The 14,353-nt window shown below is 34.1% G+C and carries 13 protein-coding genes; 9 read left to right on the top strand and 4 right to left on the bottom strand.

The annotated features are described in order from the left end of the window. Positions 1–61 precede the first annotated feature (61 nt). The gene (locus BHU68_RS08135; protein WP_069470341.1) at positions 62–1,429 is read left to right on the top strand and encodes a hypothetical protein; all 1,368 of its coding nucleotides are present in this window, start codon (positions 62–64) and stop codon (positions 1,427–1,429) included. Beyond that, complete coding sequence (locus tag BHU68_RS08130; protein WP_069470342.1) at positions 1,426–2,436, top strand: hypothetical protein; 1,011 nt, start codon at positions 1,426–1,428, stop codon at positions 2,434–2,436. Before BHU68_RS08135 ends, BHU68_RS08130 begins: the two co-directional genes overlap by 4 nt. Here the strand turns inward: BHU68_RS08130 and BHU68_RS18335 are convergent. Both BHU68_RS18335 and BHU68_RS08125 read right to left on the bottom strand, forming a co-directional pair. Then, positions 2,378–2,644 carry a ParE family toxin-like protein gene (locus BHU68_RS18335; protein ID WP_083234206.1) on the bottom strand — a complete coding sequence of 89 codons (267 nt, stop codon included), beginning with the start codon at positions 2,642–2,644 and terminating at the stop codon, positions 2,378–2,380. The two genes, BHU68_RS08130 and BHU68_RS18335, sit on opposite strands and share 59 nt — an antisense overlap. Beyond that, a complete protein-coding gene (locus tag BHU68_RS08125) occupies positions 2,641–2,859 on the bottom strand; it encodes a hypothetical protein (RefSeq protein ID WP_069470343.1) in 219 nt (72 codons plus the stop codon). Before BHU68_RS08125 ends, BHU68_RS18335 begins: the two co-directional genes overlap by 4 nt. Positions 2,860–3,157: 298 nt before the next feature. Between BHU68_RS08125 and BHU68_RS08120 the strand changes: the two genes are divergently transcribed. The 6 genes from BHU68_RS08120 to BHU68_RS08095 all read left to right on the top strand — a co-directional run bounded on the left by BHU68_RS08120 (position 3,158) and on the right by BHU68_RS08095 (position 11,176). Then, positions 3,158–3,991: a formylglycine-generating enzyme family protein gene (locus tag BHU68_RS08120; protein WP_069470344.1), complete on the top strand. Its 834-nt coding sequence runs from the start codon at positions 3,158–3,160 to the stop codon at positions 3,989–3,991. A gap of 112 nt (positions 3,992–4,103) precedes the next feature. Further along, positions 4,104–5,078: a formylglycine-generating enzyme family protein gene (locus tag BHU68_RS08115; protein ID WP_069470345.1), complete on the top strand. Its 975-nt coding sequence runs from the start codon at positions 4,104–4,106 to the stop codon at positions 5,076–5,078. Positions 5,079–5,141: 63 nt separating this feature from the next. Next, entirely contained in the window at positions 5,142–7,277 is a 2,136-nt protein-coding gene (locus BHU68_RS08110; RefSeq protein WP_069470346.1) for a hypothetical protein, read from the top strand. A 20-nt stretch (positions 7,278–7,297) separates the two neighbouring features. Further along, positions 7,298–9,124 (top strand): DUF1566 domain-containing protein, encoded by a 1,827-nt coding sequence (locus BHU68_RS08105; RefSeq protein WP_069470347.1) that lies wholly within the window; start codon positions 7,298–7,300, stop codon positions 9,122–9,124. Between the two features lie 20 nt (positions 9,125–9,144). After that, positions 9,145–10,545 carry a hypothetical protein gene (locus tag BHU68_RS08100; RefSeq protein WP_069470348.1) on the top strand — a complete coding sequence of 467 codons (1,401 nt, stop codon included), beginning with the start codon at positions 9,145–9,147 and terminating at the stop codon, positions 10,543–10,545. A 73-nt stretch (positions 10,546–10,618) separates the two neighbouring features. Next, positions 10,619–11,176, top strand: coding sequence for a hypothetical protein (locus BHU68_RS08095; RefSeq protein ID WP_069470349.1), 558 nt, complete (start codon positions 10,619–10,621; stop codon positions 11,174–11,176). Positions 11,177–11,409: 233 nt separating this feature from the next. On the opposite strand, the gene BHU68_RS08090 is transcribed toward BHU68_RS08095, so the two are convergent. Continuing rightward, positions 11,410–12,381, bottom strand: a complete 972-nt coding sequence (locus BHU68_RS08090; RefSeq protein ID WP_069470350.1) for a hypothetical protein — start codon at positions 12,379–12,381, stop codon at positions 11,410–11,412. Positions 12,382–12,411: 30 nt separating this feature from the next. Next, entirely contained in the window at positions 12,412–13,440 is a 1,029-nt protein-coding gene (locus tag BHU68_RS08085) for a formylglycine-generating enzyme family protein (protein ID WP_069470351.1), read from the bottom strand. Positions 13,441–13,533: 93 nt separating this feature from the next. Between BHU68_RS08085 and BHU68_RS08080 the strand changes: the two genes are divergently transcribed. Next, positions 13,534–14,353: hypothetical protein (locus tag BHU68_RS08080; RefSeq protein ID WP_141700074.1), on the top strand; the 820-nt coding region annotated here is incomplete at its 3' end.

Below are 14,353 nucleotides of genomic sequence, written 5' to 3'. Positions count from 1 at the left end.
ATAAAGGATCTGGTTCAAATTATGCCACAAACATTGTTGGATTATTGCCCCCCACAAATTTATGAACAATAAAATCTATCAAAGCATATTTATTATATTATTTTATTTGCCAGCAAGCTTATGGGCTACAAGCTTGTTAAATATGAGTTTGGATCAATTGCAAGGGCGAGCTATCGCTTTGGGTAATGGTTTTTCGCTTGCTGGTAACGTGGTTAAAGCTAATTGTTTTGAATTTAAACAGGGAAAGACTCCAATCATTCAGCCAAGTTTTGATTATGAATATCGCTTTGTTGATATTGATCAAACTAAACAAGAATATGTGATTACTGATTCTTCTATTGATGGGCGTTACCTTCGAGATTTTATTCGGAAAAATGCTAAATTTACAGAAAAGCAACGGCATATTATGGCTTATGTTAAGGTGAATAGTTACGGTTCTCGATTAGATGAAGCTAAGTTAAAACTTAATCCTGATATTTTAGCTTTACTCAGCAAAGCCCAAGATAAAGGAGGTATTGCTACATTTATGAGTCTTTGTGGTAGCCATTTTGTACGTTCGGTGGGCAAAACTTCATTGTTTTTAGCATTACTCAGTTATAAGGAAATAGATAAGAATTCTGACACCGAATTTCACAAACAATTACTAAATTATTTACAAGGCTTTAGCAAAATTAATAAAAGTAAAATGAAAAATCGCCAATTGCGAATACAAATACAAGCTCAAGGGCTTGGTAATTGGGGTGCCCTTACTGCGGAATATTTTCCTACTTCCTTGGAAAGTTTTAAAACCGCGATGGCAAAAGCAGTGGAATTGATGCAAGAACAAGAGGCTGGATTTCTAAATTATTTAGAATTAATGGCTTGGAGTGATTTTACTGCTTTTAGAATTCATTTACCTGAATTTAAATTTAGAGAATGGAAAAATTTCACTGCTAATTTAGAATTTATGTCACAAGTATCTAGTGAAATTGATCGTTTACAAGAAAAATATGCTCAAGCTAAATCATGTCATAGAAAATTGACTTATGATTATCTGACTCAAGAACAAGCACATTATTTATCAGATGAATTTAATATACCCATAAAGTTATTAGACTGTGTACCTAAAAGTTTAGCTTTTAGAAATCATAACTCACCGACTGATCGACAACGGACAATTGATCTAAAAACCTTTCGCAAAAATCTTACACTATCAAAACTGAAAAAAATTCAAAATCGTTATCAACGACTATTACAATATGCCGATGGCTGCTTTCGCAACCTAAAATTGAGCGAAGCTAAACAAGCATATCATCAATTTATAGATTGTGTAGATACAGAAACCTTAATTCAAAATTGGCCATCTTATTTTGCCTTTGCTTTTATTGATAGCTATTGTCCCCTTGAACCGGTTAATTTTAAAAAGCTTAGTTGTGGTGCTACAAAATGAAAATATTGCTATGTTTGGGACTAATGATTGTTAATGATGTTTTAGCCTCACCATGTTTAATCATTCCTGATGAGGCGATAAAAATCAGACAAAAAGCATTGAGTTTTAGGTTGACTTATCTGAAAAATAAGGCGCATCATGATGATTTAAGTTTTATTGAACGCGCACGAATTGCTGTTAAATCGAATACTGATGATTATTCTTTAGTGCTAACGATCAAGGTAGAAAAGGAAAAACGCTTATATGGTCCATTGTTACAATTATCTGCGGATGCTCAAGGATGGCTAAATGCTGGTAATATGTTGCAATTTTATCGCGAATGCGGAACTTATTATATTGAATCTTCGATCATGGAAAGTTCTATGCGTTTATTGATCAGTTATCATCCAGAAACAATCGAACAGGCAGAAAAATTGCGAAAACTGTTATCGACAAATTTGTTTGATACACTGGAACAAACAAATATTGGCAAGATTCCAATCAAACTTTATATGGAAACTTGGGGCAATGGTAAAGTGCAAGCTCCAAATAACAAAAAAATAATAAAAGCTTGGATTAGCCAAGCTCTATTACGCATTTATCAACCGAAAGGAGGAAAAATCAAACAAGTACATCAAGTACTGTGGAAATCACATTTTCCAGCGGTAGCTATTTATTGTACAGATAATAAATCAAAATGCGAACTGAATAAGTTTTATAGAGAACATGAACAAAGAGAAAATAAAAAACTGCGATTGTGCAATAGATCCCGGCTTTTAGAATTGATTAAAATACATAATAATGCTTCTCTACGAGAGTGTTTACATTCCCTAAGCTATAATTGCTTAAAATTACTACAATCATTAAAACAAATTAAAAACGCTGATGAAACTTGCTTAAGTACTGAAATATTTAAAACAGATAAAAAATTATCCGAAGAAACAGATTGTATGCAAGACTATGATATGTTTACAATTGTGACAAAAGCTTGTCATAGTCAGCATGTGTACCAATCCAAAACCAAGTGATAACATTGTCGCCCATCAAGCCTAATGCTCGCCATGTTCCCACACGTACAGAATAGATTGCTTCTTTTGTATGAACTCGTTTGAAACGAAGGCTTGGGTGAGAGTTATCTTTTTTCCAAAGTTTGTAATTCTTTCTTGCCCGTTGTTTGATTGTATCAGGTAACTTGCCAAAACAGGTGATAAAATCTTCAGTCAAATAAGATTTCATAGTTCATCAAATCCCATTTTCTTCACTCTACCCATTTTGATGTCTTCACGCACTTTATCTGCCAGTTTTGCGAGTTGATCCTGTGATTGTGCAAAAGAAAGCTTCCATTTTTCCTCATCAGCCAGCTCATCCAATATCATAGTGGCTATGGCATTTTGTTCAGCGGATGTAAGTTCGGATACTTTCGCTATGGCTTGTCCAAAAAGTTGAGTCATTATTTATCCTCCAGTATCACTATCAATTTGCTATAACAAAACATTGTAACATACAAATAATATTTATTATGTTACAAGATTTGTAATTGATATGAAATGATTTCATGCCTAAATCAAAGAGGAATTGAAAATTCTAAAGCTTTCAGACAGGAAAATCAACTATTTTATCTACCATAGTTGTGATGGCATAAATATTGATTAATATTCACTGAACTTAAACATATTGCTGATTTGTCAACACCAGCGTTGTTAGCTAACAATTTTTAAAAGAGTTTTTGGAAATGAAGGAATAAAAAAAATGAAATTAAAATACACAATAATCCTACTATCACTAGCAACACCCCTAGCCGCAGAAACAAATTGTCTTCAAGACAACAACCAAAGCCTATATGAAATTATTTCATGCCTAAACAACGAAAATCAACAATTAAAATCTGAATTAGCCAAAGTTAAAGAAAACATATTTCCGCCTAAATTTCGTGATAGGTTAAAAGATGGTAGTTTAGGTCCAGAAATGGTTAGGATTACTGCTGGTTCTTTTAGAATGGCTGAACATTCGGTTTCTGTGGAGCAGTTTGCTATGGGAAAATTTGAAGTCACCTTTGCTGAATATGATAAATTTGCTGAAGCTACTGGTAGAAGTAAACCTAGTGATCAAGGCTGGGGGCGTGGTAATCGTCCGGTGATTAATGTTTCTGCTTATGCTAAATGGCTTAGCAATCAAACTGATTATACTTATCGTTTGCCTACTGAGGCTGAATGGGAATATGCAGTTAGAGCTGGTACTTCGACTAAGTATTGGTGGGGTAATGATATTGATAAAAATAACGGCGTGTGTAGAAATTGTGGTGATAATTTTAAATATACATCACCAGTAGGTTCATTTTCTGCCAATCCCTTTGGTTTATATGATACCGCAGGAAATTTATGGGAATGGACATGTTCTAAATATCAAGAAAAATATAATGGTAAAGAAAAACAATGTATTATAAATGCACGCAGCGTTGTTCTGCGGGGTGGTTCTTGGAACTACGGACCGGGGTATGTACGCTCGGCTAACCGTCTAGGATTAACACCTACTCACCGCTACGAGAGTTTTGGTTTCCGGCTGGTTAGGCTAGTAATTCCTTAAACTTTATATAGTTTACTCTTTAAAAAAACACCACGCTGTGATATTTTGATAAGTACTGAACCATAATAATCTACAGGAAGTGAGGCTTTAGCCTCGCAATGTACAGGACTAAATGAAATTAAAATACACAATATACCTACTATCACTAGCAACACCCCTAGCCGCAGAAACAAATTGTCTTCAAGACAAGAATAAAAGCTTATATGAAATTATTTCATGTCTAAACAACGAAATTCAACAATTAAAATCTGAATTAGCCAAAGTTAAAGAAAACATATTTGTGCCTAAATTCTTTCGCGATAAGTTAAAAAATGGCGATTTTAGTCCAGAAATGGTTATGATTCCTGCTGGTTCTTTTATGATGGGTGATATTCAAGGTGATGGTGGTAGTGATGAACAGCCAGTGCATGAAGTTTATGTGAAGCAGTTTGCTATGGGAAAATATGAGGTAACTGTTGGTGAATTTAGGAAGTTTGTTAATGCTGAAAATTATAAGACTGATGCTGAAAAACAAGGTCGTTGTAAGATATATGATAAATCTTGGAAAGATGTAAAAGGTGCAAATTGGCGTAATACTAAGTTTTCTCAAAATGATAATCATCCACTGGTTTGTGTAACTTGGAATGACGCTACTGCTTATACAGAATGGCTTAGTAATCAAACCGGTAAACAATATAGTTTGCCTACAGAAGCTGAGTGGGAATATGCTGCTAGGGCTGGTACGGAAACTAAGTATTGGTGGGGTAATGAAATTGGTAAAAATAACGGCGTGTGTCATAGTTCTTATTGTGGAGATAGTTTTGAATATACTTCAGATGTAGGTTCTTTTGCTGCTAATAAATTTGGTTTATATGATACTTCAGGTAATGTATGGGAACGGGCATGTTCAGAACTTACAGATAAATATAATGGTAAAGAAAAAGTGTGTTTTAGTAAAAAAAATACTAATCAAAAACTAGTGTTCCGTGGTGGCTCGTTGAACGGCAACCGGTGGGATATTACTACTAGCAGGCGCAGCTACGGCTACCTAACCCTCCCCATACACAGCGCCGGCTTCCGTGTAGTTCGCGCTGTGCCGACAAATTAGCCTTTTGTTCTTCTTTTACCCTTTTAACACCGCGCTGCGGTGTCGAAATACGAGTAACAACTTATGCAACAAAAACTAATAAAATTAAGTATTTTACTATTAATAGCAATTATTCCGCTAAAGATTCAAGCCGGCATTACCATGAACAATATGCTAGAATTTATCTTTGATAAAAGCGAACTAGGTGAGCTTGAACAAGCAAAATTATCCTTATCTGAAGATGGTTCAGCTTGGGGTTTAAAATTTAAGCAAGCTACAATCAAGCATAAGAAAGAAATTTGGCGTGTTGGGATTTATATTGAAGGAAATTTTCGCTTACTTAAAGAAGAATTTATAATTGGTGAAAACGAAAAACTAGAAGGACCAATATTATCACCGCATGGTAAACGCTGGGGCTTAATCTATCAAAAGAATAATGAATGTTACATTATGATCAACTTAGAAAAATTTGGACCCTTTAAATACTGTGAAAAACTGAAATTTTCTGCTATTGATAATTTTTCTTTTATCGCCACCAAAAAAGATTCTGATAAAAAACAATTTTACTCACGGGGAATTACACAATATATTATTGATGAAAATAATCAATCAATTCATGCTTTCATTCCTACAACTGACAATTCTAAATTGCCTAAAATGCTATATTCACCAGATGGTAGTCATTGGTTATTAGCTGCCTGTACTAGTGATGATAAATGTTATGTTCAAGAAAAAGGCAATAATCCCGCTAAAGGACCATATCAGACGATAAATAATATTTATTATTTAGGAAGTTGGAGAAACACTGATCGTCGTGCTTGGGCGATAATATATTTAAACGGCTACAAAGAACAAATTTTTATTAAAATTGATAACGAAGAACAAACATTGCAGCTATTTAATGATGGATTTGAAATTGTTGAATTTGCACATAGTCCACACCAATCTAAAGCTTGGGGCTATATATATAATAATTCAGAATATAAGAATAGTATATTTATCAATACCAAAAACTGGCTCTCTCAGCAAACCCCAACTCATACAAATATTGAATCCCTAAGCTTTGCACCTAATGGAAATTTTTTCGCTTTTTCTTATCGAGAATCTATGCAACAAAATTGGAAAATCGACATTTATCCTTCTTTTACAGCTAATGCCTGTCAAGAAGTAGAATGTGATTTTGATTCAATTGAACAATTAACGATTAGTAATGATCCTAAGCAATTTTGGGGCTACGTAGGCATAGATACAAACAAAAAACAATATTTGGTAATGTATAAACATAAAAATCATTTCCGAACTTTAGGACCATTCAAAGATATACAAGGACCATATATCACACCAGATGGACATTCATGGGGAATTAGTTATAAATCAAGTTATGATGATAAAAAAGCTTATTATATTTATGACCGCTATGCAGGTTTATCTAAATATGAGGGCATGTCATCAGGTAGTGATTTGCTTTTTTCAAGCGATAGTAGTAAGTTGCTATGGGGCTTTGTCTATAAAGGACGAACAAGCCATAATGAAAATAAAAATCAATATTATGTAATTATTAACGGCACCAAAATTACCTCGAAAGAAGACAAATTAGGTGGATTTTCCCATGCTCATCTAACGCAATTAAAAAAAGCAGAAAACACAAAAGTATTTTCTTTGGTTTATTTGGATAAAATCAATTATGAAGGTCAAAAATATCGAGTTCGCGTCAATAAAATTGAACAACCATATATCACAGTCAAATTAAAACAAGCTTGGGAAACTTCGCATACACCGAATGTTGGTTATCAGAAAGTGTTACAAATTGGTGCCCAAGATTTTTGTCAAAATGAAGAACAAGAAACAATAGAACGTGTTTGTATAAAAGATCTAAAATCATCAAAAATAGCAGCGTTGCGTTTATTTTTTAGACGCTTAGGTTTGGAACGTCAAATAACAAAATTGGAAATTCATGAATGTAATAACAATCTACAATGTAATAAACAAATTATTAGTGCTTCCCAGCTATTAGAATTTATCGAAGAGAAAAAAGGTATAACCAATTATTCTGTAAATAAATCAAATTATTGGTTAAATATACCAATACGAAGATTACCAATTCAAATAAGCTACACAGTAAAGGCAGACTTTGAATTATTGGGACATTCTCGTTTAGAGTATCCATTTGGATATGAGATTACACGGATTGAATACATACCTGTTGAAACAACTAAATAAAGCAAAAGGATCAATTAATTATGATACGTTATTTAATAATAACAATATTTTTATTACCATCATTATGGTTAAATGTAGTAGCTTGCCCTATTATGAGCCAGTCTGAAAAACAAGAAAAATTTGTGAATCTGTTTAACAAACGTTTGCAAAAGAATTTAACTTTTGAAGAGTTACAACAAAAGGAAGTTATCGAATTATCAACCAGCCATCGCTGGAATTTTGATAATTGTAACGCTGAGTTGTTTGAATACTTTGGGCGCAAGTCTGCAAATACCAAATACATTAATGTATCCAGTATTTATTTTAAATTCCGTTCCTATCGCACTTTGGTTAAAACATTAAATTCGATTAATCATGGAATTAATGATAAATTACATTATGTATTTGCCTTAGATAAATTTAGCTTTACCAAGCCAACTCATTATAAATTAATAGAGAATAATGATTATGGCTGGTGTAATACTATAAATCCTGACTGGTTAAAGCACAAACGGCTTTACAGTGAATGCAAAATTACGGAAGCTGTTCCAGTTTGCCAAATTGATATGACAGATCTACCACTTGATCAACTAATTAATAATATAAAGAGCAAATGTGGTTCGGCTAAGCTTGTACATATTACCAATCTCAATGATAGGGTTTCTGAAAATGCGTTAAATTTTTCTGATGATTTACCAGTTAAAACTGTGTATTTAGAGGGTCCAGCAAATATTAAATTCAATACACTTACAAACAATCAAACGGCTATTACTTTAAGTGCAAACAAAAAATTATACCTTAAAGGAATTACTTTAAGTGGTAACAATGGAATTGGTATTCATGTCAAAGCTGGTGAACTTAGATTGCAAGGAGCGACAATTGAAGGATTTGATTATGGAGTGATTTCAGAAAAAGATACTAGCTTTTATGCTTGGGATCAAAAAATTGGCTATAAAAAAGGCATTAAGACTCGTATTATCGCAAATAATACCGGAGTGAAGCTTTATCAAGCTAAAGAACCAGTAGTTGTCAATACAGAAGCAGACATCCGTGTAATTAATAATCCAAGCGATTTAGTGCGACACTATCTGTGGTTACAAGGTGATAACAGTCGATTCGCAAAAATTGATGATTGTGTCTATGATAGAAAAACTGGATTAATTTGGAAAAGCTTTTCATCAAGTTTCAAATTCGATGAGGTTCAGGAAACAGCAGAACAAACTAATTTATGCGAATTAACAAATTGGCGTTTGCCAACTATTGAGGAATTATATTGGCTTGCAGAACGCTCAACTGATAAACCTGCGATAGAAAAAGAATTTTTTCCAAACATCTATTTCGATAACAAGGATTATTGGTCAAGCACCAAAGTTCTGAATCAATTAGATAAAGTTTGGACAGTAAATTTTCGTTATGGAATTGATAATCATCAATCTAAGAATAAAAAGCAACGACTAATCTTAGTATCGGGCGAATCACCATTTTCATTTAAAAAACTTGAAGACAGTAATTGTTTTGAGGATACACAAACAAAATTAACATGGCTAAATCAAGGAATAGCAACTAAATGGTTCAAAGACAAATCAGAATTTGTCAAAAAAGCTAATAAACAAAAAAAATGTGGATATTCAGATTGGCGATTACCAAAAGCTGAAACTTTATATTTGCTAGCGAACCGTAGTTCAAAATATGACAAGATCATAGCAGACGGTAACTATTGGTTTCAATGGCCTAACAAGAAAATGTTTTATATGGGCAGTTTATCATTTCCAGAAGGAAAACAAAATGCTCAAACAAAGATTCCCTATGAAGCTTATTTATTACTAGTTCGTGGTAAATTGGTTAATTTCGGAGAAGCAGCACCATAAACTTTAGAATGGAAATTATTATGAATATAAAATTTATACGAAGCATCTATGCTGTAATATTGCTAGTACCAATTTCGGTATTGGCGGAAACTATCGTGATTGATGGAGAATTATTAAATGATCTGAGGCGAACCCCAGTTCTAGGTGGCGGTTTTTCATTAACTACTGAAGATTATAAATCTTTATGTTTCGACAATGTTGAAACAACCATTCCATCTTATGATTATGATTATACTTTCTATTCCAATGAATCTGAAAGTAAAAGCGAATCTAAAAGCAAAAGTGAATATGGCTTTAGTTATGGTTTTAAGAGTTTTTACGCTTCTGGTAAGGTAAAAGCTTCTGTTGGAAAAGCTAAAAAATCGAAATCCAAACTCAATAGAGTGAATATGTTTGTGGTGATTCGTTTGAATAGTTATTATGCCTCCTTAAACGAAGCAAAATCTGTTTTAAGCTCACAGGCAAAAGATTTGATCCAATCAGAAGATGTTATAGGTTTTTTCGATGCTTGCGGAACTTATTATATACGTACAATTAATCGCTACTCGCGTCTTTATGCTTGGTTGACTTTAGAATCCACTGAAACAGTTACTGAAGAAAGCTTTAAATATCACCTTGAAGCTTCAATCCGTTCACGATTTGTTGGATCGGCAAGCATGAAAGCCAAAGGCGAATCAGAAAGTAAAAATTTCTTTAAAAACAAGCGACTTTATATAAAGATTATAGGAACAGGATTAGCTAAAGAACATGTAGTAAATCTATCACCAACCAGTCTGGAAGACTTTAAAAAAGTTATTAATAATGCCTCAAAAAGCATGAGTGGCATTCACACTGGTAGAATAAGCTCACTTGAAATCATTCCTTGGATGGATAATTTATCATTTCAGCGAGAACTAAAACCCTTGATCTTAAAACAAGCAGGATCATCGCAAGATCAGAAAAAATATGAATCACTGAAACGCAAGTGGATAGTAGCCGAAAACGGAGAATTTATTTCTATGCTAAAAAATAAATATCGCTCCCTTCAAGCTTACCAGTTTGCAACAATGAACTGCCAAAGTAAATTGGAGCGTATCTTAAGTAGAGATGAAAAATGGAAAAATATTCAATTCAAAAATCATTTAAAAGATGAACCAATAAAAGCGGAAGATCTATATAAGGACCTAGTATGTTTGAGTGACAATAAGCAAACTAAATTTGCTCTTGATAAGAAGGTAACTGCCAAAACATGCAAAACAGCTTCTCTATATCAGCAATGGGAGACAATTTCAAAAGAAGCAGATAGTTGTTTGACAGAATTATATCCTAAGTTTACAAATACATTATACCGCAAAATTCCTAAATGTAAAAGAATGGTAGCACAACTAACGTCTTTGATGCCTCCACCATTATTCTACTATTGTGCCCCTGTAAAAGACTAAAGCTAAACCAAAAAGGGTGATAAATTAACTGAAATTAAAAAACACTAATATTCTGATACTATCGTTTCTGGCTATGACATTTCCTTATGTCGCAGCTGCGGAAACCGATTGTTTTAATGGAACACGATCACTAGAGGACATTATTTTATGTCTTGATCAAAAAGGGATTGATCATGCTAACATCATCACCAAACTGGTTGAGGCTAGCAAACATAACTTGGAAATTAAAGCTCTGACTGATAAATTGACAACTTTGACTAAAACACAGAACCAAGAAATTGTTATTCTGAACAATAAATTAGTTAAACTCAAGATCCAATTAGCAGACAAGTTGGTGAAAGAAATTGCAAAACAATCAGGTCAATTGACAACTTTGGCTCGCAAACATGATTTGGAAATTAAAGTTCTGAATGATAAATTGCGTCACGTGACATATTTGACTCAAAAACAGAGGCAAGAAATAGTTATTCTGAAGACTCAAGTACTTCAAAACCAAAATAAATCATCTAATTTAGAACAACAATTAGTTGACTTAAAACAAGCTTTAGAAAAATTAAAAGGAGAAGTAGTAATCTTTAAACAACCATTTAAACTCGATTCTTTTAAAGTTCAAGCTTTTAAGTTAAGATAAAGGCTACCGCAATAAGTACTATTTGATGTTAAAGCCCTGAAGGGGCGATATAATATAGCCTAGGGCAACGCCCTAGGTCTGATGTATGTTATATGTTAGCCCTGAAGGGGCGAAATAAGAAATATTATGTCGCCCCTTCAGGGCTGGGTTATATAATATACGTTATCCTAGGGCGTTGCCCTAGGATAACGTATATCGCCCCTTCAGGGCTAAAATAGCGTAATATCAGTTAGCTAATTAAAACAATACCATCCCTTGCCTTGTGTAGCATCAACACAAGCACAAATGGCTGCTTGAACGCTTTGTTTAGCAGCAGTTAGTGTTCCAATTGGACAATTGCTTTTGACAAAGGTTTTGTCAGTAGTATCTCGCTCAAGAGTTGTACCATAGTGTTTAAACCTTTTAACGTTGCCTTCAAAAGTATCAGCCTTAACAGTACCTTTTACATGAAGCTTTTCCTTTGGATTTTGCGTACCAATACCAACATTGCCAGCAAAATTATGCGAATAATTAACAAAAGTTTGTTCTACCTGAGTTGTTGGAGCAACTGTTACATCCCAAGCATCATTTTTGTGATCATAAATAATGGTAGATTTATAGTAAACCTTCGGGTTTTGTACATTATCAAAGTCACCTTCTATAACATATTTTGCTCCCCCGCCTCTCAGCCATACAATTGTCCAATACCCGGGTGCTCCCGGACGTTCGATCTTTGAGATAACTTGTGAATATTGTTGGAAAAAATTTTTAATGCGATACATATTCCCATTTCCTCCCCAACTATGCCCAAACATTTCAAGCTCTACCATCAAAGCACCTTTGTGAGCCTTGGTATTCCACGTATCAGGTGCTGTCCAATAATAAGTACGCCAAATTTGCATATTTAGCACACGCCCACCACTAACAGTATAAATAGCAACAGGGTAATAAGTATTCGCATCTCCATTCACATCCAATTTCGCCTTTGGATTTGTCGTACCAATACCAACATTGCCATCATTTGAAACATGAATCTTATGAGTCAACTTTGTTAGCTTTTTAAGTTGTTCTGTTAAAGTTTGGATAAGTTTTTGTTGTGCGTTAATTGTCTGCCACATTTTACATTCAGTGACAGAAGTACCACAATCTTCGATTGCATATATCTGTGGTGATAAAAATACTGCCAATAGTGTCGCAGTTAATGTGAATTGTTGTTTTTTAAACATAATTTATACCTATAAGTTAATAAAAAATTATTACTGACTAACTCGCACCACACGAAAGCCAATATTAGTATCAGAACCAATAGAAGACCAAGCCCGATAGCGTCTAGCAATTCTAATATCATTATGAATAAAAGAGCCTCCGCGAAGTACAACTTGACTGCTTTTGCCACCCTTTAAGCATTTTTGTTCTGCTCCCTGATAGCGAGATTCATATTTTGAACATGTCCATTCTAGGACATTACCCACCATGTCATAAACCAGAAACATGTTATGGATATATGAACCTACAGCTTGACTCTTTTTTTTATCCCATGCTTCATTTTTGTCACGGTAATTAGCTAAAGTCTGGTTAATGTTGTTTACCAAGCCATATAGGCTATCTGTCCCAGCACGAGCTGCATATTCCCATTCAGCTTCAGTGGGTAAACGGTAGAATTTGCCAGTTTTTTTACTCAACCATGCTGCAAAAGCAGTGGCATCTTTCCAAGATACATTAGTCACAGGATAATCGCCTCGATTCTTATTAACCGGCAAATCTTTCGCAAAACGTTGATATTCATCAACAGTGATTTCATAGCGACTGATGGCAAAGCTATTAACTTTAACTTCATGTATTGGCAATTCATCTTTATGCCCTTTACCATTAATATCTCCCATACGAAAAGTGCCACCCGGTAAATTGACCATTTTTGGTCCATCACCATATTTGCCTAAACTATCATGAAATAACTCCATAGGAAGTCTTTGAGACAATTGATTAAGTTGAGTTTTGAGGGCTTGGTTTTCTTGGGTAAGAACTTGAAGTTGTTGACTCACACAGTTTGCCCAAGCAGTTAAAGTACCAGCCACTTGAGGATTGCAAGGTTCTCCTGCCCAGACATTTGCTATTGTTAAAGATAGCAAACTGGATGCTAAGATAAGTTTTTTATTCATAATATGCCTTTGTGAATGGATGGACAGTTGGCTTGTTGAACTCCAAGCTTTATGCACATAGTGTTCCAAAGCTATTAGTGTGCTAGCCACTTGAGGATTATAAGATTGTTCCGCCCAGAAAATCACAGTTCAAAAAATATAAATTCCCTGTCATTAGTTGTACTTTCTCCTTTTGCCATGATATAATATTAAAAATTCTTTACCTCAAGGCACAAAAAAATGCAATATCCCTTAGCAGAAAAAATCGGCAATCCTGATTTACTAGTAGGCCGTGAATCAGAATTTAAATTAATTAACAAATGGTTATCTCTGATACCCAATAGAATGTCTAAATCTAAGGTTATCCTAGCGCGTCGTAAAAGCGGTAAAACAGTATTTATACAACGCATATTTAATCAACTTTGGAGTGATCCTAAGCGGGGAGTAATACCATTTTTTTTTGATATTGCGGAAAGCAAAGCTTGGTATCCTGATTTTGCTATTGATTACTATTGTTCTTTTGCCTCACAGTATATTTCTTTTCTGGAAAGGGATGAAAAATTAATTAGGCAACCATTAACTTTGGAAGAAATCAGGGAATATGGATTAACTCACTCAAACCAACGATTGGTTGGCGATGTGGATTCGATTCTCAAAAATAAAGAGAGAGGATTCCATGATGCTATGTGGAAAACAGCGACTACTGCCCATCATCGCTTTGCAGCTCTATTTGACATACGCTTTTTAGTGATATTGGATGAATTTCAGAATATTACTCAGTATATTTACCGCGATGAAAAGTGCGAAGGCAAACCAGATGAAACCTTGGCAGGAAGTTTTCATTCATTATCAGAGTCAAAACTTGCTCCGATGTTAGTAACCGGCTCTTATGTCGGTTGGTTAATTCAAATCATTGGCAAATATTTGGAAGCTGGACGACTTAAACGTATGTACATGTCTCCCTATCTTGCTGAAGATGATGCTTTAGAAGCAGTCTATAAATATGCTGAATATTGTCAAGAACCTATCACCAACGAAACTGCCTTGATGATTAATAAAT

The organism is Candidatus Marithrix sp. Canyon 246 (assembly GCF_001723685.1).
Taxonomy (GTDB): Bacteria; Pseudomonadota; Gammaproteobacteria; order Beggiatoales; family Beggiatoaceae; genus Marithrix.
This window is presented reverse-complemented; position numbering and strand designations above follow the sequence as displayed.